The 18,336-nt window shown below is 54.4% G+C and carries 20 protein-coding genes and 2 pseudogenes; 9 read left to right on the forward strand and 13 right to left on the reverse strand.

The annotated features are described in order from the left end of the window. Positions 1-25 precede the first annotated feature (25 nt). Positions 26-286, forward strand: a pseudogene (locus H7R76_RS11465) (helix-turn-helix domain-containing protein); the annotation flags it as partial. Here the strand turns inward: H7R76_RS11465 and H7R76_RS11470 are convergent. Then, entirely contained in the window at positions 283-633 is a 351-nt protein-coding gene (locus H7R76_RS11470; RefSeq protein ID WP_106930651.1) for a PerC family transcriptional regulator, read from the reverse strand. The pseudogene H7R76_RS11465 and the gene H7R76_RS11470 sit on opposite strands and share 4 nt — an antisense overlap. Before the next feature lie 270 nt (positions 634-903). Between H7R76_RS11470 and H7R76_RS11475 the strand changes: the two genes are divergently transcribed. Together H7R76_RS11475 and H7R76_RS11480 are read left to right on the forward strand one after the other, a co-directional pair. Then, complete coding sequence (locus tag H7R76_RS11475; RefSeq protein ID WP_106930650.1) at positions 904-1,680, forward strand: MBL fold metallo-hydrolase; 777 nt, start codon at positions 904-906, stop codon at positions 1,678-1,680. A gap of 14 nt (positions 1,681-1,694) precedes the next feature. Then, on the forward strand, positions 1,695-2,642 hold the full coding sequence (locus tag H7R76_RS11480) for a GlxA family transcriptional regulator (RefSeq protein ID WP_182967835.1): 948 nt from the start codon (positions 1,695-1,697) through the stop codon (positions 2,640-2,642). Between the two features lie 303 nt (positions 2,643-2,945). Here H7R76_RS11480 and H7R76_RS11485 read toward each other — a convergent pair whose 3' ends face one another. The 8 genes from H7R76_RS11485 to sad all read right to left on the reverse strand — a co-directional run bounded on the left by H7R76_RS11485 (position 2,946) and on the right by sad (position 10,636). Continuing rightward, positions 2,946-3,386, reverse strand: a complete 441-nt coding sequence (locus H7R76_RS11485) for a GNAT family N-acetyltransferase (protein WP_106930644.1) — start codon at positions 3,384-3,386, stop codon at positions 2,946-2,948. Between the two features lie 12 nt (positions 3,387-3,398). Beyond that, on the reverse strand, positions 3,399-4,313 hold the full coding sequence (locus H7R76_RS11490) for a bestrophin family protein (RefSeq protein WP_182967837.1): 915 nt from the start codon (positions 4,311-4,313) through the stop codon (positions 3,399-3,401). Positions 4,314-4,549: 236 nt separating this feature from the next. Next, entirely contained in the window at positions 4,550-6,001 is a 1,452-nt protein-coding gene (locus H7R76_RS11495) for a tagaturonate reductase (RefSeq protein WP_182967839.1), read from the reverse strand. Between the two features lie 114 nt (positions 6,002-6,115). Beyond that, positions 6,116-6,643 carry a GNAT family N-acetyltransferase gene (locus H7R76_RS11500; protein ID WP_182967841.1) on the reverse strand — a complete coding sequence of 176 codons (528 nt, stop codon included), beginning with the start codon at positions 6,641-6,643 and terminating at the stop codon, positions 6,116-6,118. Between the two features lie 87 nt (positions 6,644-6,730). Then, positions 6,731-7,723 (reverse strand): sensor domain-containing diguanylate cyclase, encoded by a 993-nt coding sequence (locus tag H7R76_RS11505; RefSeq protein ID WP_106930636.1) that lies wholly within the window; start codon positions 7,721-7,723, stop codon positions 6,731-6,733. Positions 7,724-7,888: 165 nt separating this feature from the next. Then, a complete protein-coding gene (locus tag H7R76_RS11510) occupies positions 7,889-8,254 on the reverse strand; it encodes a DUF4186 domain-containing protein (protein ID WP_106930634.1) in 366 nt (121 codons plus the stop codon). Next, entirely contained in the window at positions 8,254-9,180 is a 927-nt protein-coding gene (glsB, locus tag H7R76_RS11515) for a glutaminase B (RefSeq protein ID WP_106930632.1), read from the reverse strand. Before glsB ends, H7R76_RS11510 begins: the two co-directional genes overlap by 1 nt. A gap of 70 nt (positions 9,181-9,250) precedes the next feature. Beyond that, the gene (gene sad / locus H7R76_RS11520) at positions 9,251-10,636 is read right to left on the reverse strand and encodes a succinate-semialdehyde dehydrogenase (RefSeq protein ID WP_106930630.1); all 1,386 of its coding nucleotides are present in this window, start codon (positions 10,634-10,636) and stop codon (positions 9,251-9,253) included. Positions 10,637-10,740: 104 nt separating this feature from the next. Here sad and ptrR point away from each other — a divergent pair, with 104 nt between their 5' ends. Then, positions 10,741-11,619: a putrescine utilization regulator PtrR gene (gene ptrR / locus H7R76_RS11525; RefSeq protein ID WP_106930628.1), complete on the forward strand. Its 879-nt coding sequence runs from the start codon at positions 10,741-10,743 to the stop codon at positions 11,617-11,619. Here the strand turns inward: ptrR and H7R76_RS11530 are convergent. Next, positions 11,573-12,052 (reverse strand): GNAT family N-acetyltransferase, encoded by a 480-nt coding sequence (locus tag H7R76_RS11530; RefSeq protein WP_106930626.1) that lies wholly within the window; start codon positions 12,050-12,052, stop codon positions 11,573-11,575. The genes ptrR and H7R76_RS11530 overlap by 47 nt on opposite strands. A 151-nt stretch (positions 12,053-12,203) precedes the next feature. On the opposite strand from H7R76_RS11530, the gene H7R76_RS11535 reads away from it, so the two are divergent. Next, positions 12,204-13,148 carry an L-lactate dehydrogenase gene (locus tag H7R76_RS11535; RefSeq protein ID WP_182967843.1) on the forward strand — a complete coding sequence of 315 codons (945 nt, stop codon included), beginning with the start codon at positions 12,204-12,206 and terminating at the stop codon, positions 13,146-13,148. Positions 13,149-13,183: 35 nt separating this feature from the next. On the opposite strand, the pseudogene H7R76_RS11540 reads toward H7R76_RS11535, so the two are convergent. Further along, positions 13,184-13,971, reverse strand: a pseudogene (locus H7R76_RS11540) (PhzF family phenazine biosynthesis protein). 202 nt (positions 13,972-14,173) lie between these two features. Here H7R76_RS11540 and H7R76_RS11545 point away from each other — a divergent pair. Continuing rightward, a complete protein-coding gene (locus H7R76_RS11545) occupies positions 14,174-15,373 on the forward strand; it encodes a sugar transporter (RefSeq protein ID WP_182934731.1) in 1,200 nt (399 codons plus the stop codon). A 46-nt stretch (positions 15,374-15,419) separates the two neighbouring features. Here the strand turns inward: H7R76_RS11545 and H7R76_RS11550 are convergent, their stop codons facing one another. Further along, positions 15,420-16,088 (reverse strand): MarC family NAAT transporter, encoded by a 669-nt coding sequence (locus H7R76_RS11550; RefSeq protein ID WP_106930620.1) that lies wholly within the window; start codon positions 16,086-16,088, stop codon positions 15,420-15,422. A 225-nt stretch (positions 16,089-16,313) separates the two neighbouring features. Between H7R76_RS11550 and marR the strand changes: the two genes are divergently transcribed. Genes marR through marB form a run of 3 tightly spaced genes read left to right on the forward strand, consistent with a single transcriptional unit; the run spans position 16,314 to position 17,394 of the window. Next, entirely contained in the window at positions 16,314-16,748 is a 435-nt protein-coding gene (gene marR, locus H7R76_RS11555; RefSeq protein WP_106930618.1) for a multiple antibiotic resistance transcriptional regulator MarR, read from the forward strand. Positions 16,749-16,768: 20 nt separating this feature from the next. Further along, the gene (gene marA, locus H7R76_RS11560) at positions 16,769-17,152 is read left to right on the forward strand and encodes an MDR efflux pump AcrAB transcriptional activator MarA (protein ID WP_064545350.1); all 384 of its coding nucleotides are present in this window, start codon (positions 16,769-16,771) and stop codon (positions 17,150-17,152) included. A 29-nt stretch (positions 17,153-17,181) separates the two neighbouring features. Continuing rightward, a complete protein-coding gene (gene marB, locus H7R76_RS11565; protein ID WP_106930616.1) occupies positions 17,182-17,394 on the forward strand; it encodes a multiple antibiotic resistance protein MarB in 213 nt (70 codons plus the stop codon). Positions 17,395-17,426: 32 nt separating this feature from the next. Here marB and eamA read toward each other — a convergent pair whose 3' ends face one another. After that, the gene (eamA, locus tag H7R76_RS11570) at positions 17,427-18,329 is read right to left on the reverse strand and encodes an O-acetylserine/cysteine exporter (protein WP_106930614.1); all 903 of its coding nucleotides are present in this window, start codon (positions 18,327-18,329) and stop codon (positions 17,427-17,429) included. Between the last annotated feature and the right edge of the window lie 7 nt (positions 18,330-18,336).

Raw genomic sequence — 18,336 nt, forward strand, 5'->3', positions numbered from 1 at the left:
ATGATCTCATATCAGGAACTTGTTCGCACCTTCCCTAGAGCATTCGATGGAATATTGGGCCGATCATTTAGGTATGTCGGCCCGTACCTTCTCGCGTCATTTTAAAAAAGAAACTGGCTTACCGTTTGGCGCCTGGAAACAAAAAATGCGCATTCTCGAGTCGGTAATGTTGCTGAAAAAAAATAAAAACGTGACCGCCGTTGCCCTTGATGTCGGCTATTCCAGCACGGCCGCATTTAGCTTTGCCTTTCGCCAGGCATTCGGTGTACCCCCATCGAGTTACTAATGGATTGGTTTACTACGGGGATTATATTTGTAGATAAACGCGCTCGACCTTCCGGTCATATGCTGCACTTCTTTAATGCTGTATCCCTGCTTCAGAAGCTGCTGAATTTTTAATTTATCGCGTTCAACATGCTGTTTTTTGTCGTTCCCTGCTGGCGCATCATGGGGTGATTTGATACGCAGATGTAAACTGCAGTTATCTATTTTCTCCGAAGCCAGTCGGCACTGAGCCTTGTCGGCATCAAAATGCGTTGAAATTTCTCGCCAAAGACGCAGAGCTCGACGGTAAAAGCCTTTCGTTTCGTTCAGTTGGGCAAGCACAATGAGTGCATTAATTTCGGCGGACATAATCAAAAACCCACGGATAAATGAATAATACGCGTATGCGCTGTGGCTCACTTCATTTGTATGATAAATACAAAATATCCCCACTGTCTATGCCTGTTTGGCTCTATTTCTATACTGAATATTCATACTTGCTATGCCTGAACGGCATCGTTGCGCACAACAGCGGCCATCAATTGGCCCAATACCATCGAAGATTGTCATTACGCCAGCGGCGCAACGCTGAGAATCCGACATACTGTGTTCATCTCCTCACACAACAGGACTCTCACTATGAACATTACCCAAATCCGCAACGCCACCCAGTTGATTCACTACGCGGGTAAACGCTTTCTGATTGACCCGATGCTGGCGGCCAAAGACACCTATCCGGGCTTTCCCGGCACGGCCCGCGCCGATATTCGTATCCCGATGGTGGAACTGCCTCTGCCGATCGGCGAGATTATCGACGTGGATGCGGTGATTGTGACGCATACTCATCTCGATCATTGGGATGACGCGGCCGCCGCTGCTCTTCCAGGGTCGATACCGATTTATGTGCAGAATGCCCATGATGAAGCACTCCTGCGCGCTAAGGGCTTTAGCGAAGTGCGCCTCCTTTCAGCTGACAGTCATTTTGGCCACATCCGTTTGCTCAAAACCGACGGGCAGCATGGATCAGACGCCGCCTACGCGATACCTGAACTGGCAGAACGACTTGGCGAAGCCTGCGGCGTAGTATTTCAGCATCCGGAAGAAAAAACGCTCTATCTGGTTGGCGACACAATCTGGATCGACGCCATTGCTGAAAATATGCGCCACTATCAGCCGGAAGTGCTGGTGATGAATACCGGATGGGCACACGTGCTGGGATTTGGCCCGATTATTTTTGGCAATGAAGATCTGCTAAAAGCACATGCACTATTGCCGCAGGCGCAGATCGTTGCCACCCATATGGGGGCGATTAACCATTGTCTGGTGACGCGAGAAGCGCTGCTGGAATATGCTCGAGATAACCAGATAGAGGATTTCGTCTGTGCCCCAGCAGATGGTGACACTGTCACGTATTAAAGAGTGAGAACATAATGACCCCCACCTCCGTTGCGATTGTGGCCAGTGAAGGGTTCAGCACCTTTCATTTTTCGGTACCGCTAATTTTGTTTGGCGACAGCGCCAGCAGCGAAACGCATTTTCGCCGTATCATATGCGCTGAAACGCCTGGGATGGTCTGGTCTAAGGAAGGTACAGCGGTATTGGCCACGGCAGATTTTATCGCGCTGACACAAAGCGATATTGTCATCGTGCCCTTCTGGCGAGACGTGAACGAGAAACCGTCGACCGCATTGTTGGCCGCGTTGAAAACCGCACGTGCTAACGGTGCGACAGTGGTCGGTCTGTGCCTGGGAACATTTGTTCTGGCCTATGCCGGGTTACTCGACCACCGTCGAGCCGCGACGCATTGGGAATATGAGCCTGACTTTTCACGGCTTTTCCCTCAGGTAACGCTCGATGTCAACGTTCTGTATACCGACGACGATGGTCTGATTACCTCGGCTGGCACCGCCGCCGCGCTGGACTGCTGCCTGTATGTGATTCGTCAGCGTCTTGGTGCGAGCGTCGCAAACCAGATAGCCCGGCGTATGGTCACGCCGCCACACCGTGAAGGCGGCCAGGCCCAGTTTATTGAACCTACGGTACCACTGCGAACTGACGATACGCGGATTAATCAGCTTCTTCTTTTCCTGCAAAATAACCTCGGTCAGACACTTAACATCGACTCACTGGCCGAGCGAGCGGCGATGAGCCGCCGTACGCTAACCCGCCATTTTCAGAAAGCTACCGGTATGTCGATTGGTGAATGGATCACCGCTGAGCGGTTAAGACGGAGTCAGAGCCTGCTGGAGAGCAGCCAGCTTTCCATTGAGCAGGTCGCGGAGCGCGCAGGCTTTCAGTCATCTATTACGTTTCGCCAGACCTTTCGTGAAAGAATGGGCGTCAGCCCGGGGGAATGGCGTAAAACCTTTCGCGGATAACTTCGCTGAGGTTATCCACAGAAACGGTGCACAACCTTGTGGGTAATTAGCCTAAAAGCCGTTGATTAATGAGGCGTTCATGAAATGTACAGGGGCGCAGCGTGTCCTGCGCCCGTTTCAGCCGAGCGTACCGCTTACCAGCCAAGCGCGCGTACCAGCGACAGATCCCAGGCGGTAGCGAACAGTGAAATGAACAGAATGATGTTAACGGCAGTCTCGATTCGTTTTTCCATTTTGATTCTCCTTATGTCGGTGCAACCATTAAACAGGGAAAACCTTAATGATTTATTCTGCATCCTGGCTTTACAGCCTAACACAATAACGTACGTAATCATCTGCGGAGATGAATTCATCATAAAGCTTACGGGCAGGATTATGAATACGCGTATGCCAGTAGAAACGCGACCATTTCTGTTCTTTGGCTTCATTTAGCACGAAATGCATGAGTTGCCGGGCAATGCCCAGGCCACGAAATGACGGGTCCACGAACAGGTCTTCCAGATAACAGATGGGTTGGGTCACCCACGTGCCTTCGTGTAATACGCACAGGGCAAAACCGGTCACGCGCCCTTCTACCACCGCCACTCGGCCAAAAACAGGCGATTGCGGATTGAGCATTCGCTGCCACGTGTTTTCCGTGACATCGTCGGCCAGTGTCGCGCCATAAAAAGTGTTGTAACCCTGCCATAGCGCCAACCACTGCGCTTTATCTTCAGCCTGTATGGCACGAATGATTACGGTCACGCGTTTTTCCTCTTAGCTGAGCTGGTAATGCTTATCGACGGTAAGGCGCTCAGGTATCTGGGGTTCATCGTTCATTTGCAGCAGATCGATTTCGATAGCGTTGCAGATAGCATCCAACGGTAAATCATTATTTTCCATACCGAAGGGTTCTTCAAGCTCTTCCGCCAGCGTATCCAGAGAGATAAAGGTGTACGAAATCAGCACCGAGACAAATGGCGTCATATAGTGTAAGTCAACAACCAGCGCGAACGGCAGCATGATGCAGAACAGGTACACGGTGCGATGTAAAATCAGGGAATAGGCAAAAGGCACCGGCGTATTGGCAATACGTTCACAGCCGGCCAGCACGATGGACATATCGTTGAGGCGAATGTTCAGACCATGGTACAGAATATCCGACAGTTGCCCTGCCCGACGCCTCTGAGCCAGCCACTCCCCCATAATCAGCAAAATACGATTTGCCGGCGACTGGGCGGTCATCACCTCATGAAGATGCGATTCGGAAAGATACTTCGCCAGCACCGCACGCGTAGGCTGGCGGCGTAGCGTCAGACGCAGACAGTGGGCAAACGCAATTTGCAGACCCACAAATTCATTCAGATGCGGATCGTCGTGCAGCGTGTTTTTTACCTCACGCAGCAAAGAGCGTGAGGCAATCATCAGTTGTCCCCAAAGCTGACGGGCTTCAACGTAGCGGGAATAACAGGCGTTATTGCGAAAACCCAGGAATATGGCAATGGCCACGCCGAGAATACTGAACGGGGCGACCGTCAGTTTCACCCCCAGCGAAGAATACCAGGGCAAAATCAGGATCACGACTATCGATAGCAGGAAGTTAAGCAGCAACCGCGAAAAGATTTTCGGCAGCACGGAACCGTGCCAGACAAAGATACGGGCCAGCCAGTGCTGGTGAGGACGAACGATCATTTTGATATCAATCAGGTTAATGAATTGTATATTAAACGTGATCTACGTCATGTATTCAAGCGGTACTGACGGTGAAATGGTATGCTAGCGAAGCCCTTTATGGGCTGTTACGCGGTTTATGCTCGGTGTTTCAGTGGGATAGTGATAAAAGAAAATATGTATGTTGTAACTAAGTTGCCTTGTTACGGCCATAGAAAACCCGGCCGAAGCCGGGCTTGATAAGCGTTGAACCGCCGTTAGCAGAGCGGTTGCACGGCTTTACGCATTCCCTGAGTCAGAATCGCGTCAAGATCGGTTGTCACCTGTTCGACCAATCCGTAAACCTGTGTAAGATCTTGTTCCCAATGTTCGCTCACGGAAAGTACCGCGCTGACCAGATCGCGGGTAGTAATCTGGTGGTCACGATGCTGCGCCCATAGCTGCTGATAACTCTCGATCCAGTGCGCGTCGTCTTGTACCGGATACGCTTCCCCGTTACGTTCCGCACGATAGAAAGCGATCAGCGCAGCCAGCGCAAAGGTCAAGCGCGCAGGCAGCTTACCGCTGGCCTTCTGCCCTGCCAGCAGCTGCGGCAAAATGCGGGTACGGAATTTTGTCATACCGTTCAGGGCAATAGACAACAGCTGGTGCTTGATGTACGGGTTACGGAAACGGCCGGTAACCGCGCTGGCAAAGGATTCCAGCTCGTCTTTCGGCAGATCCAGCACCGGAATAATTTCCTGATAAATCGCTTTTTCAACAAATGCACAGATTTCCGCATCATTCATGGCTTCACCCACGGTATCGATACCGGCCTGATAGGCCACCGGCACTAGGGCGGTATGTGCACCGTTCAGAATCGCGACTTTACGCTCTTTATACGGTTTAATATCGTCAACAATCAGTACGTTAAGTGCAAGCTTGTCGAGACGCAGTTCGCTGGCGAGGGATTTTGGCCCCTGAATCACAAACAGATAGAAGTGCTCAGCGGTATCGAGGAAGCCGTCTTTGTAACCCAGCTCCGCTTCCAGTTTTGCCGCTTCATCACGCGGGTATCCGGTGACGATACGGTCCACCAGCGTAGAGCAGAAAGCGTTTGATTCATTCAGCCAAGTCATGAATTCGGCCGGCAGCGCCCACTCCTGCGCATAGCGAACCACCAGCTCGTGCAGCGCCTCACCGTTATAATCAATCAGTTCGCAAGGAATGATCACCCAGCCTTTATCGGCTGCGCCGTTGAAATGGCTGAAGCGTTCGAACAGCAGGCGCGTCAGTTTCGCCGGATAACTTACCGCCGGGGCGTCATCAAACTTGTCGCCCGCGTGATAGCTGATGCCCGCTTCGGTGGTATTGGAAAACACAAAACGCATGTCCGGGTTGTGAGCCAGCTTAAGGAATTCTGCGTAATCGTTATAAGCGCTGATTTCACGGTTCACCGAACGGATCAGGCGAGCATCGCTGACCGCCTCACCCTTTTCATTCAGACCACGAATAATTGTGGTGTACAGGCCGTCCTGAGTACTCAGAGATGGCGGGAAGTCGCTGGCAATCGGGCGAACGATAACCACGCCTGAATTCAGGTCAGTGTGTTCGTTCAGCAGGTCAATCTGCCAGTCGACAAACGCGCGCAGGAAGTTTCCTTCGCCAAACTGGATAATACGTTCAGGGTATTGGGCACCGGGGAAATCATGGCGGTTCAGTGTTTTCACAATGGGTTCCTTTCTGGATTAGTCATACAACCTGCTCAATTGGTCTAATAACTTATCAGATTTTCCGCTTATGAAACCCTGTTTTGATCAAAAGTGAGAGAATAAATAGCGAGTCTATAAAAATTTGTAAAAAATCGACGTCGCCGTCAACTCACCGTCCGGCATACAGGCATAGCGCGGAATTTCCCCCACCTTTTGCCAGCCGCAGCGCTGATAGAAACTTTCCGCCCCGCTACCGGTCGCCGTATCCAGCACCAGCACGCTTTTATGCCTGTCAACGGCGACCGCTTCCAGGCGCTGCATTAGCGCACGGGCAATCCCCCCGCGACGAGCACGTTCATGCACTAACAGTTTCGCGACATCGGCGCGGTGCGGCTGGTTTTCCGGCTGGTCAACAATCAGCTGTACGGTCCCGACGATATGCTGGTCAACATCTTTAGCGACCAGCACGACACGCTCATCTCGCGCCACGCTACCGGCAGTCCGCTGCCAGAACTGCTGTGCGGTTTCCGGGCTGAACGGCAGCATAAAGCTGACGGATGCGCCGCCGTTAACGCAGTTTGTCAGCACGCCGGACAACGCATCAAGATGTGAAAGGATATCGGATTCAGAAAAGATATGAAGCGAGTACGTTGAATTCATGGCGATCTCCGAAAAAGGGGTACCACCGATTTTACGTTAACATGTTGACAACACAACAGAAGCCGCCATCGCATTTTCTTATCGGTATTAATGGGCAAAAATTTGGTTCTTACCGCGTCGTTTGGCCTCATACAGCGCATTGTCCGCCGCCTGCAACCAGTCCGAAACTTCAAGCATCTCCGGCAACGCTTCGGCAATACCGATACTGAGCGTCAATGTTTGAGAGTGGTCCGGACGTTCGGTGACCAGCGATGTAGCATCCATAATCCGCTGAGCTATCGACCGCCCTTCTTCCAGCGACGTATCGGGCAGCAGGATAACAAACTCGTCGCCGCCTAAACGCGCTGGCGTATCGGTAGCACGCGTCGCCATCTGCAAAATTTGTGAGACGGTTTTAAGCATGACGTCGCCCACTTTATGCCCATAGCGATCGTTGATCTCTTTAAAGTTATCCAGATCGATAAACATCAGCAGCGAGTGGCCACAGTGCTGTTGCAGGCGCACCAGTTCCCACGCAATACGCTGTTCCAGCAGGCGGCGGTTGGCGATATCCAGCAGCGGATCGAGCATCGCAATACGCTCCAGTTCCTGACTCTTCAGCCGCAGCCTGACGGCAATACCATCAGTCAGCAGGCTCAAGGCAAGTACATATAAGGAAATCAGCGGCAGCGTCGCCAGCATAGTGCGTTGAGAAACATAGCCAATAAAAGGCATGCCGGTCAGAACCCAGCTAAGGGCGAAGCAGGAAACCAGCATGAATGCCGCTTTACGCATCAGCGTCACCCCACCGGCGGAAAGCCTGTCGGTGAGCAGAATGGTCGCTATCGTTACCGAGGGTAGCGGGTTCAGTGACATCATGGCTATCCAGAAGCCACCGACGCCAGCATCCAGCAGCAAATTTTGCTGCTCCACCAAACGCGGTATCGGCGCACGTATCGCGCGCAGATAGGCAACCGTCGGCCAGATAAAGGCATTAATGGCAAGCAAGACCTGAAGATAAACCGGCCGGTGATGCTCAGACAGGACGGAAAGAATCGGCAGAAAACACAGGAAAGTGCCGAGCATCCGCATCAGATACATCCGTCTGACAAACCGGGCTCCCGCCACCTCACTATTCGTAATAAGTTTGTCAAAACTATTCATAACGCAATTTATTCCGATACGACGCCCGGCTCATCTTATTAAGAGCCGGAACGCCGATCAAGCTATCAAAATCGATAGCTATTCAGAATAATCTTAGACGTGCTACCGATCCTGACGATTCATCTGAATCACCAGCCAATGGTGAATAACACTGACAATATAGCGCTGCGCCTCATCGCTGAGGACCTGACCTTGCGGAATATGGTGCCACTTTGCCAGACAGCCGCGGCAGCAGGTCGCCGTGGCATGCTGGGCGATAAACACCGGATGACCGCGCATTGGCGTCTGCTTACCGTCGTTGATCGGCTGTGCAGGTGCTAAGCGGTTGGCGATAAAATCTGCCGCGTGGCTATCAATCACCTCCGGCCCTTTATCAATACAATACTGCCGTTCTTTCACCCCAAGGCGAAAACGGCTGCGAAACGTTGAGCGCTGCAGCCGGGCAAATAAGCTATCAAGCGTGTCCATCAGTAAACTGAACGTCCTATCTGCTGAGTGAGTTTTTCCAGGGCAGCAACGCCCGCCAGCGAGTTGCCCGCTTCATCCAGCTCCGGGCTCCAGACGGCAATCGCCATTTCGTGCGGCACGATGGCGACCACCCCGCCGCCGACGCCGGATTTTGCCGGCAATCCCACCCGCCAGGCAAATTCGCCGGCATTCTGATACATGCCGCTGGTCGCCATCAGCGCATTAACCTGACGCGTCTGCATCGGCGTGATCACCGGCGCGTCGAGGTGCAGCGCCTGCCCCTGATTCGCCAGAAACAAAAACGTCTTCGCCAGCTCCACGCAGTTCATTTCCAGGGCGCAGTAGTGGAAATAGTTCTGCAATACCGTCGTGACATCCTGGTGGAAGTTACCGAACGATTTCATCAGCCAGGCAATGGCCGCATTGCGCGCAGAATGTTCAAACTCAGAGCGCGCCACCTGTGCGTTATAACCAATACTGGATACGCCGCTCAGCTTACGCACAATTTCCAGCATCCGCTGACGCGGGGCGCTAAGACGCCCTTGTAACATGTCGCAGACCACCAGCGCCCCGGCGTTAATAAACGGGTTGCGCGGGATCCCCTGTTCTATTTCCAGCTGTAATAGGGAATTAAACGGCTGCCCGGACGGATCTTTACCAACGCGGGACCAGATCTCCTCAGCCTGATAGTGATTCATCGCCACCACCAGACTCAGGACTTTAGAAATTGACTGGATAGAGAATCGCTCGTTCGCATCACCGGCGCTAAAGTGCTGCCCGTCAACGGTGCTGATGGCGATCCCCAGTTTTTTGCCGCTGACGCAGGCCAGCGCCGGAATGTAGTCCGCCACCTTCCCCTGTCCAATCAGCGGCCTGACGTCGTCGAGGACAGACGCCAGCATGGCATTATTGATAACCGTAGCCACTCACACTCCTTGCCCACAGGCTATTTTCGGCCTGGAAGTATAACAGAGCGAAATGGCTACGTCGTTTCGCTTATCGGCGATCTTTCCATACCGTCTGAACGTTACAGAATTCACGCAGGCCAAAATGCGACAGCTCGCGGCCAAAGCCGCTCTTTTTCACGCCGCCGAACGCCACTCGGGCATCGCTCGCGCTATAGCCATTAATAAATACGCCACCGCACTCCAGCTCATCAGCAAAACGCTGCGCCTGCGCCGTATCGGCAGTAAAGACGGTAGCAGAGAGCCCAAACTCACTGTCGTTGGCTAACGCCAGCGCATGATCGGCGTCGCGAGCAACGGTGATCGCAGCGACCGGGCCAAACATTTCCTGTCGGAAGGCGGTCATCGTCGGCGTTACGTTGGCAAGCACGGTTGCCGGGTAGAAGTTACCTTCCCCGCCGCACTTCTCCCCCCCCAACAGCAGGCTAGCCCCTTCTTTGACGGTGGCCATCACCTGACTGTGAAGCTCATCGCGCAAATCAAAACGGGCCATCGGTCCAAGATAGTTGTCTTCCTCACGCGGATCGCCCATTTTCAACTGCGCGGCGGCATCGACAAACTTCCGGGTGAAGGTATCGGCAATACCCGCTTCGACAATAAATCGTTTCGCCGCGGCGCACACCTGCCCGGTATTCTGATAGCGCCCCGTTACCGCCGCCTGTACCGCCAGGTCGATATCGGCATCATTCAACACGATAAACGGATCGGAGCCGCCAAGCTCCAGCACGCATTTCTTCAGCGCCGCACCGGCCTGAGCGCCTATTGCTTTACCCGCACGAACGCTACCGGTGACCGTGACCGCCGCAATGCGCGGATCGTTTATGATCTGCGTGACGCCATCGTTAGTGGCATTCACCCAATTAAAAACGCCAGCGGGTACGCCTGCCTGGGTGATAATCTCACCAATCAGCGCCGCGCAGCCCATCACGTTCGGCGCATGTTTTAATAAATAGCTATTCCCCGCCAGCATAATCGGCACCGCACCGCGCAGCACCTGCCACAGCGGAAAGTTCCACGGCATCACCGCCACCACCGGTCCCAGCGGACGGTACTCAATCACCGCCTGATGATTTTCAACCAGGGTCGCTTCGGTGGCGAGCATGGCCGGGCCGTGTTCAGCATACCAGTCGCACAGGTGGGCTGATTTCGCCACTTCGCCACGCGCCTGTTTAATAGGTTTTCCCATCTCGCGGGTAATACATTGCGCCATCTCTTCGGCACGCTCGCGCAGCACGCGGCCAATCGAACGCAGCGCATCGGCACGCTGCGCAACGGAGGTCTTACGCCATTGACGGAAAGCCGTCTCCGCCAGCGTCACCGCCCGATCCACGTCAGCAGAGGACGCCCACGGCAGCGCGGAAATCGTTTCGCCATTCATCGGGTTCACGGAGACGGCATGAGTTGCAGGTGAAGTCATCTTTTTCTCTCTGATTGATTGCGTTGTGGTCACATACTCACCTATTCTTCCGTTTATGAAAACTGAATAATATTAACCACCCCATTCACGAGACGAGAATACGCATGGATTTAACTCAGTTGGAAATGTTTAACGCTGTCGCCCAAAGCGGCAGTATCACGCAGGCCGCAAAGAAAGTTCACCGCGTACCGTCCAACCTGACGACCCGTATTCGCCAACTGGAGGCCGATCTTGGCGTTGAGCTGTTTATTCGGGAAAATCAGCGCCTACGTCTGTCGCCCGCGGGACACAGTTTCCTTCGTTACAGTCAGCAAATTCTCGCCCTGGTCGATGAAGCACGCATGGTGGTCGCCGGTGACGAACCGCAGGGGTTATTTGCACTCGGCGCGCTGGAAAGTACCGCAGCGGTGCGCATCCCACAGACGCTGGCCCGCTATAATCAACGCTATCCGCGAATCCAGTTCGATCTCGCTACCGGCCCATCCGGTACGATGACCGATGGCGTACTGGAAGGCACCCTGAGCGCGGCCTTTATTGATGGACCGGTGATGCACCCCGGCCTTGATGGCATGCCGGTCTATCAGGAAGAGATGATGATTGTCGCCGCCCACGGTCATCCTCCCATTACCCGCGCCAGCGACGTCAACGGCGCCAGCATTTATGCGTTTCGCGCCAACTGTTCTTATCGTCGGCATTTTGAAAGCTGGTTTCACGCCGATCGCGCCACGCCCGGGCGTATTCATGAGATGGAGTCCTATCACGGTATGCTGGCCTGCGTTATCGCTGGCGCCGGGCTGGCGCTGATGCCGCGCAGTATGCTGGAAAGTATGCCCGGTCATCATCAGGTCAGCGCCTGGCCGCTGGCGGAGAAATGGCGCTGGTTAACCACCTGGCTGGTGTGGCGACGCGGCGCGATGAGCCGCCAGCTGGAAGCGTTTATTGCGTTGCTGGATGAGCCTCAGACGCCAGCGGTTTCATCATAAATACGCTGAGCGGGTCCGGCGAGTACGGTGCAAAGGCTTCGCAGCTGCGATAGCCGCATCGCGTGTACAGGCGAATTGCCGCGTGCTGATGAATTCCGGTTTCCAGGCGCAACAGAGTGCAGCCACGCTGCACCGCCACCGTTTCAAGCTCCACCAGCAGCCGCTCGCCCAGTTGCTTACCCCGGTGCGTCGGCTCGATAAACACCCGCTTCATTTCACCATGGCCGTCTTCCCCCATCACCACGGCACCGCAGCCGATTGCCTTCTCGCCATGACGAATGAGCAGAATGATCACCTGTTCGGCAGGTAGCATCGACAAGTCCAGAAGATGATTACTTTCTGCTGGATAAAGCATGGACTGATATTGGTCTAGCGCAGCAATCAGGCGCACTACGGCGGGTTCAGCGGGAGATGTAAGCATGAAAGCGTACATAGCAGGCTCCTGTTTGTGATTATCTTGCCACTCTACCATTCCCTCTCGCCGCCGCTCATAGCATTAACTTATATTGTCCGCAGACACTTGCGCTAACCGCTTGTTAACGAGTAGCTTTATTCCCGTCGTTTGGCCATACAATGGAAGATTCATGAATACGAAAGCCCGTAAAGTGATGATCATCGGCGCCGGCAACGTTGGCGCATCCGCAGCCTATGCGCTGCTGAATCAGAATATTTGCGAAGAACTGATCCTGGTCGATCTCAATAAAACCCGCGCCGAGGCCCACGCGCAGGATCTCAGCGACGCGGCCGCTTATATGCCCGGCATGATGACGATTTCCTGCCGCGACGCCAGCGACTGCGCCGATGTGGATATCGCCGTCATTACCGTTTCCGGCGGTGCGCTGAAACCCGGCCAGACGCGGCTGGATGAATTAAAAAGCACGGCCAAAATCGTCCACAGTATTGTGCCGCAGATGATGGCCGGCGGATTTAACGGTATTTTTTTGATTGCTACGAACCCGTGCGACATCATTACGTGGCAGGTATGGCAGCTTTCCGGTCTGCCACGCAGCCAGGTGATCGGCACCGGCGTCTGGCTCGATACTACCCGCCTGCGCCGCAAGCTGGCGCAGGATCTGGATATTGGCGCACAGAGTATTGATGCCTTTATTCTCGGTGAGCATGGCGATAGCCAGTTCCCGGTATGGTCGCACTCCTCGGTGTACGGCTCTCCGATTGGCCAGGTTTATCAACGTCGTACCGGCCGCGAGCTCGATCGTCAGGCAATGGCCGATAGCGTGCGCAAGCTGGGGTTCGAAATCTATGCGGGTAAAGGCTGCACCGAATACGGCATCGCTGGCACCATTGCCGAAATCTGCCGCAACGTCTTTACCGGCAGCCACCGCGCGCTGGCTATTTCCTGCATTCTTGACGGTGAATATGGCGTGAACGGCGTGGCCATTGGCGTGCCGGCGGTTCTGGCGCAAAGCGGCGTTCAGCAGGTCATTGAGCTACAGCTGGCGGCGGACGAACGAGAGAAATTCGCCCGCTCGGTCGAGGTGATTAAGGCAAATATCGCCTTGCTGCCGTAGCCGTGTCAATTCTCTGACCCGGTCAAGAGGCCGGGTTAATCCAGCAGCACCTTACCCTGCAAATAGGTTCGCGCTTTTCCCCCATCAGCACGCGGTCGCCTGCCCACTCACAGCGAATATCGCCGCCCCGCGTCGACACCTGCCGTGCCAGCATCTGCGTTTTACCGAGCTTCTCCCCCCAATACGGGATCAGCATGGTATGCGCCGAGCCGGTGACCGGGTCTTCCCATACCGCCTCGCCGGGTGAAAAGAAGCGGCTGACAAAATCATATTCGCCCTCACCGACGGCCGTTACCGACACCTTATGTTCGCCGGGGGTCATCGCGCCGATATCAGGCTGAAGCGCCTCTACCTGCTCGCGGTTATCCAGTTCAATCACCCACGCGCGCCCGCGACGCGCATGACGATAGGTACTGATGCCCAACGCACGCAGCATCGCGGGGGGCGGTGCCGCCGCTTTGGTGTCGCCGGCCGGAAAATCCAGCGTCAGCCAGTCACCGCTGCGCGTCACGGTTAAGCGCCCCGATAGCGTCTCGAAATGGATGCGATCATCCGGGTAGTTGAGATGGTTAAACACCACATGCGCGCTGGCGAGCGTACCGTGACCACACAGGTTGACTTCATTGCGGGTGGTGAACCAGCGTAGCGCAAAACCTCCCGGTTGATTGACGATAAAGGCCGTCTCGGACTGATTATGCTGCTGGGCCATACTGAGCAGTAGCGCATCCTCTGGCCACTCGCGAAGCAGACACACTGCCGCCGCATTGCCGCCGAACGCCTTGTTGCTAAAGGCATCAACCATAAAAAAATCAATCTCGTGCATCTGCTTCTCCGTGTTGTCATGGCGTTAAGGCAAACTGACACAGAACGTTAACAGCAACAAGTCTCTTTTGCCCGCCTAAACGTGACACTGTCACCATAATGTAAAAGTGAGATGTAAATCACATAATGATTGTATTCGCGGCGGTAATAGCTTTAAGATCGTGCGTCTCTTCATTCCTCTCATACTCCCGGTGCATTTACCTATGACAACGAACACGGTCTCTCGTCGGATCGCGTGGCTTCGGGTAGTCACGCTGGCTATCGCCGCCTTTATTTTCAACACCACGGAATTCGTTCCGGTGGGCCTGCTTTCCGATATTGCGCAAAGTTTTGGTATGCAAACCGCCGAAGTGGGCATCATGCTGACCATCTATGCCTGGGTGGTGGCGCTGATGTCATTGCCGTTTATGCTGCTCACCAGCCAGATGGAGCGACGTAAGCTGCTTATTGGTCTGTTTATTTTATTTATCGCCAGCCACGTCCTTTCCTTCCTTGCATGGAATTTCACCGTGCTGGTGGCCAGCCGTATCGGTATTGCGTTCGCACATGCGGTGTTCTGGTCAATTACCGCCTCGCTGGCTATTCGCATGGCACCAGCAGGTAAACGCGCGCAGGCGCTGAGTCTGATAGCCACCGGCACCGCCCTGGCGATGGTCTTCGGTATCCCGATTGGACGGATCGTCGGCCAGTACTTCGGCTGGCGTACCACCTTTTTCGCCATTGGCGTTGGCGCGCTGCTGACCCTGCTGGCGCTGATCAAACTGCTGCCGCGTCTGCCAAGTGAACACTCTGGCTCGCTGAAAAGCCTGCCGGTACTGTTCCGCCGACCGGCGCTGGTCAGCATCTATCTGCTGACCGTGGTGGTGGTGACCGCGCACTACACGGCCTACAGCTACATTGAACCGTTCGTGCAGACCGTGGCAGGCCTGAGCGGCAATTTCGCCACGATCCTGCTGCTGATTCTGGGCGGCGCGGGCATTATTGGTAGCATTGTCTTCGGCAAACTGGGTAATCAACACGCCTCCGGGCTCATCAGCAGTGCGATTGGCATGCTGCTGATTTGCCTGCTGCTGCTGCTGCCTGCCGCGCGCGACGCGAGTCACCTCGCGGTGCTGAGCATCTTCTGGGGTATTGCCATTATGGTGATTGGCCTGGGAATGCAGGTCAAAGTGCTGGCGCTGGCGCCGGATGCAACCGACGTCGCCATGTCGCTGTTTTCCGGGATATTTAATATCGGTATTGGTGCCGGTGCGCTGCTCGGTAGCCAGATCAGCACCCACTGGTCGATGTCATCTATCGGCTACGTGGGCGCGCTGCCAGCACTGGCGGCGTTTATCTGGTCAGTGGTGATTTTCCGCCGCTGGCCAGCGGCGTCGTTGGAAGAACAAGCACATCAGCATTAATGACCCGCGACCGCAGCGCTGTTCCGTGCTGCGGTCGCGGACTGTATCAGGCGGGATAGGTCTTAATAATTTCGAGTACGCCGTTAATAATAAACTGTACCCCCATACATACCAGCAGGAAGCCCATCAGGCGCGAGATCGCCTCGATGCCACCTTTGCCAACCAGCCGCATGATCGCCCCAGAGCTGCGCAGGCATCCCCACAGAATCACCCCGACCAGTGCGAAGATTATCGGCGGTGCCACCAGCACCACCCACTCCGGGAAGTTAACCCCGTGTTTCACCGTAGATGCCGAGCTGATAATCATGGCAATGGTCCCCGGACCTGCCGTGCTGGGCATCGCGAGCGGCACAAACGCGATATTGGCAGTAGGCTCATCCTGAAGCTCTTCCGATTTACTGCGCGCCTCCGGGGAGTCATGCGCTTTTTGCTGCGGGAACAGCATCCGGAAACCGATAAAAGCCACGATAAGCCCACCGGCAATACGCAGCCCTGGTATTGATATGCCGAATGTATTCATCACGACCTGGCCCGCATAATAGGCCACCATCATGATAGCGAAGACGTAAACTGACGCCATCAGCGACTGGCGGTTACGCTCCGCGCTGTTCATATTCCCCGAAAGCCCAAGGAACAGCGCAACGGTCGTTAGCGGATTAGCCAGCGGCAGCAAAACCACCAGCCCCAGTCCAATAGCCTGAAAGAGTTCCTTCATAAGCGTTCAAAAATCCTGTCTGTGTTACGGAAAATGGCCTTTACGCCGCGCTGTCGCTTTTTACACAGCATGTATGACTTCAAAGCGACACTTTAGAGGATATCCTATTTGGGTCGATTTGGAGCGTTTTAGCAATTCGTGGCATCGCCCAATCCATTCAGTTGACTTATGGTTGCGTGAGAAATAATATCCACCGCAACTAAAGTACTTGCCAGGGCAACCATCGTGAACAGCACAAGCAATCTCTTCAATGAAATGATTCCACTTGGGCATTTGATTCACCTGGTTAACCAAAAAAAAGATCGCTTACTCAACGAGCATTTATCGCCGGAAGACATTACAGCCTCACAGTTCAGAGTGCTTTGCTCTATTCGTTGTCAAGGCAGTATCACCCCCGTGGAATTGAAAAAAACCTTGTCGGTGGATCTGGGCGCGCTCACCCGCATGCTCGATCGCTTGCTGTGCCGGGGCTGGATTGCCCGGTTACCCAATCCAAGCGATAAACGCGGTGTGTTGATTCAGCTGACGCCTGAAGGCGCAGCCATTTGTGAACAATGCCATCTGCTCGTTGGGCAAAACCTGCACCAGGAATTAACAAAAAACTTAACGGCAAATGAAGTTGCAACGCTCGAACTTCTCCTTAAAAAAATATTGCCGTAAACAGAAGAAGAGGTAAGACGATGTCCAGACGCAACACTGACGCTATTACTATTCATAGCATTTTGGACTGGATCGAAGATAACCTGGAATCGCCGCTGTCGCTTGAGAAAGTGTCAGAACGTTCCGGTTACTCTAAATGGCACCTGCAGCGGATGTTTAAAAAAGAAACCGGCCATTCATTAGGTCAGTACATTCGCACCCGCAAGCTGACGGAAATCGCCCAGAAACTCAAAGAAGGCAACGAGCCGATTCTCTATCTGGCCGAACGTTACGGGTTTGAGTCGCAGCAGACGCTGACGCGGACATTTAAAAACTATTTTGACGTGCCGCCGCACAAGTATCGCGTCACCAATATGCACGGAGAGTCTCGCTATCTCCACCCTATTAATCACTGTGTTTGTTAATCGCCTGCAAAAGACGTATTGAGGAAATCATGAAACTGTTCGCTTCCGTTGCCTTCGCCCTACTGGCAATGGCCTCCATGCAGAGCTACGCGGAGCAACTTCCAGCCCACAAGAACGCGCACGACACCATGCTGATGCCGTCCGCCAGCAGCCAGTCACCGTTTGACTTTAATCATATGGGTTCCGGCAGCGATAAATCCGATGAGCTGGGCGTACCGTATTACAATGAAAACAATCGCTAAACGCTAATTGCCCCGCCTTTGCGGGGCTTTTTTTAGCCCTTCACCGCTCGCCTCAGTCCCGGCAAACGCAGCCCGAAGACATTAATAAACAGCCCGGCCATAATCAGCAGCGCACCGATGAGCTGCATTACCGATAGCGTTTCATCTAACAGCAGCGCTGCGCTGGCCAGCCCCACCACCGGCACCAACAGCGACAGCGGCGCCACGCGCCAGGTTTCATAACGCCCCAGCAACGATCCCCAGATGCCATAGCCGACAATACTGGCGACAAAGGACAGATAGGCCAGCGACAGCGCGGTAGTCAGATCAATATGAATCAGGCTCTGCGCCATTTGCTGCGATCCTTCAAAAATCCACGAGCTGAGCATGAAAGGTAAAATAGGAATCAGCGCGCTCCATACCACCAGCGACATCACGCCCGGCTTCGAATCATGGTGCATGATCTTTTTATTGAAGATATTGCCGCAGGCCCAGCACAGTGCCGCCGCCAGCGTCAGCATAAAACCTAGCAGCTTGACATGCTGGCCGGTCATGCTGGTTTCTATCAGCACCAGCACACCAAACACCGCCAGCGAAATGCCCACCAGCTGCTTGCGCTGCAGTCGTTCACCGAACGCGAAGGCACCGAGCACAATAGTAAAGAAAGCCTGTGCCTGGAGGACCAGCGAAGCCAGACCGGCCGGCATACCGAAATTAATGGCGCAAAACAGGAAGGCAAACTGGCCAAAGCTAATGGTCAGCGCATAGCCCAGCAGCAGCGAGAGCGGCACCCGCGGACGCGGCACGAAGAACAGCGCCGGGAAGGCAACAAATAAAAAACGCAGACCTGCCAGCAGCAGCGGCGGCATACCGTGCAGCCCCACTTTGATAACGACAAAGTTCAGCCCCCATACCACGACAACCAGCAACGCCAGCAGTCCATCTTTACGCGTCATACCCGCC

This window comes from Klebsiella sp. WP8-S18-ESBL-06, from assembly GCF_014169755.1.
Taxonomy (GTDB): domain Bacteria; phylum Pseudomonadota; class Gammaproteobacteria; order Enterobacterales; family Enterobacteriaceae; genus Kluyvera; species Kluyvera ascorbata_B.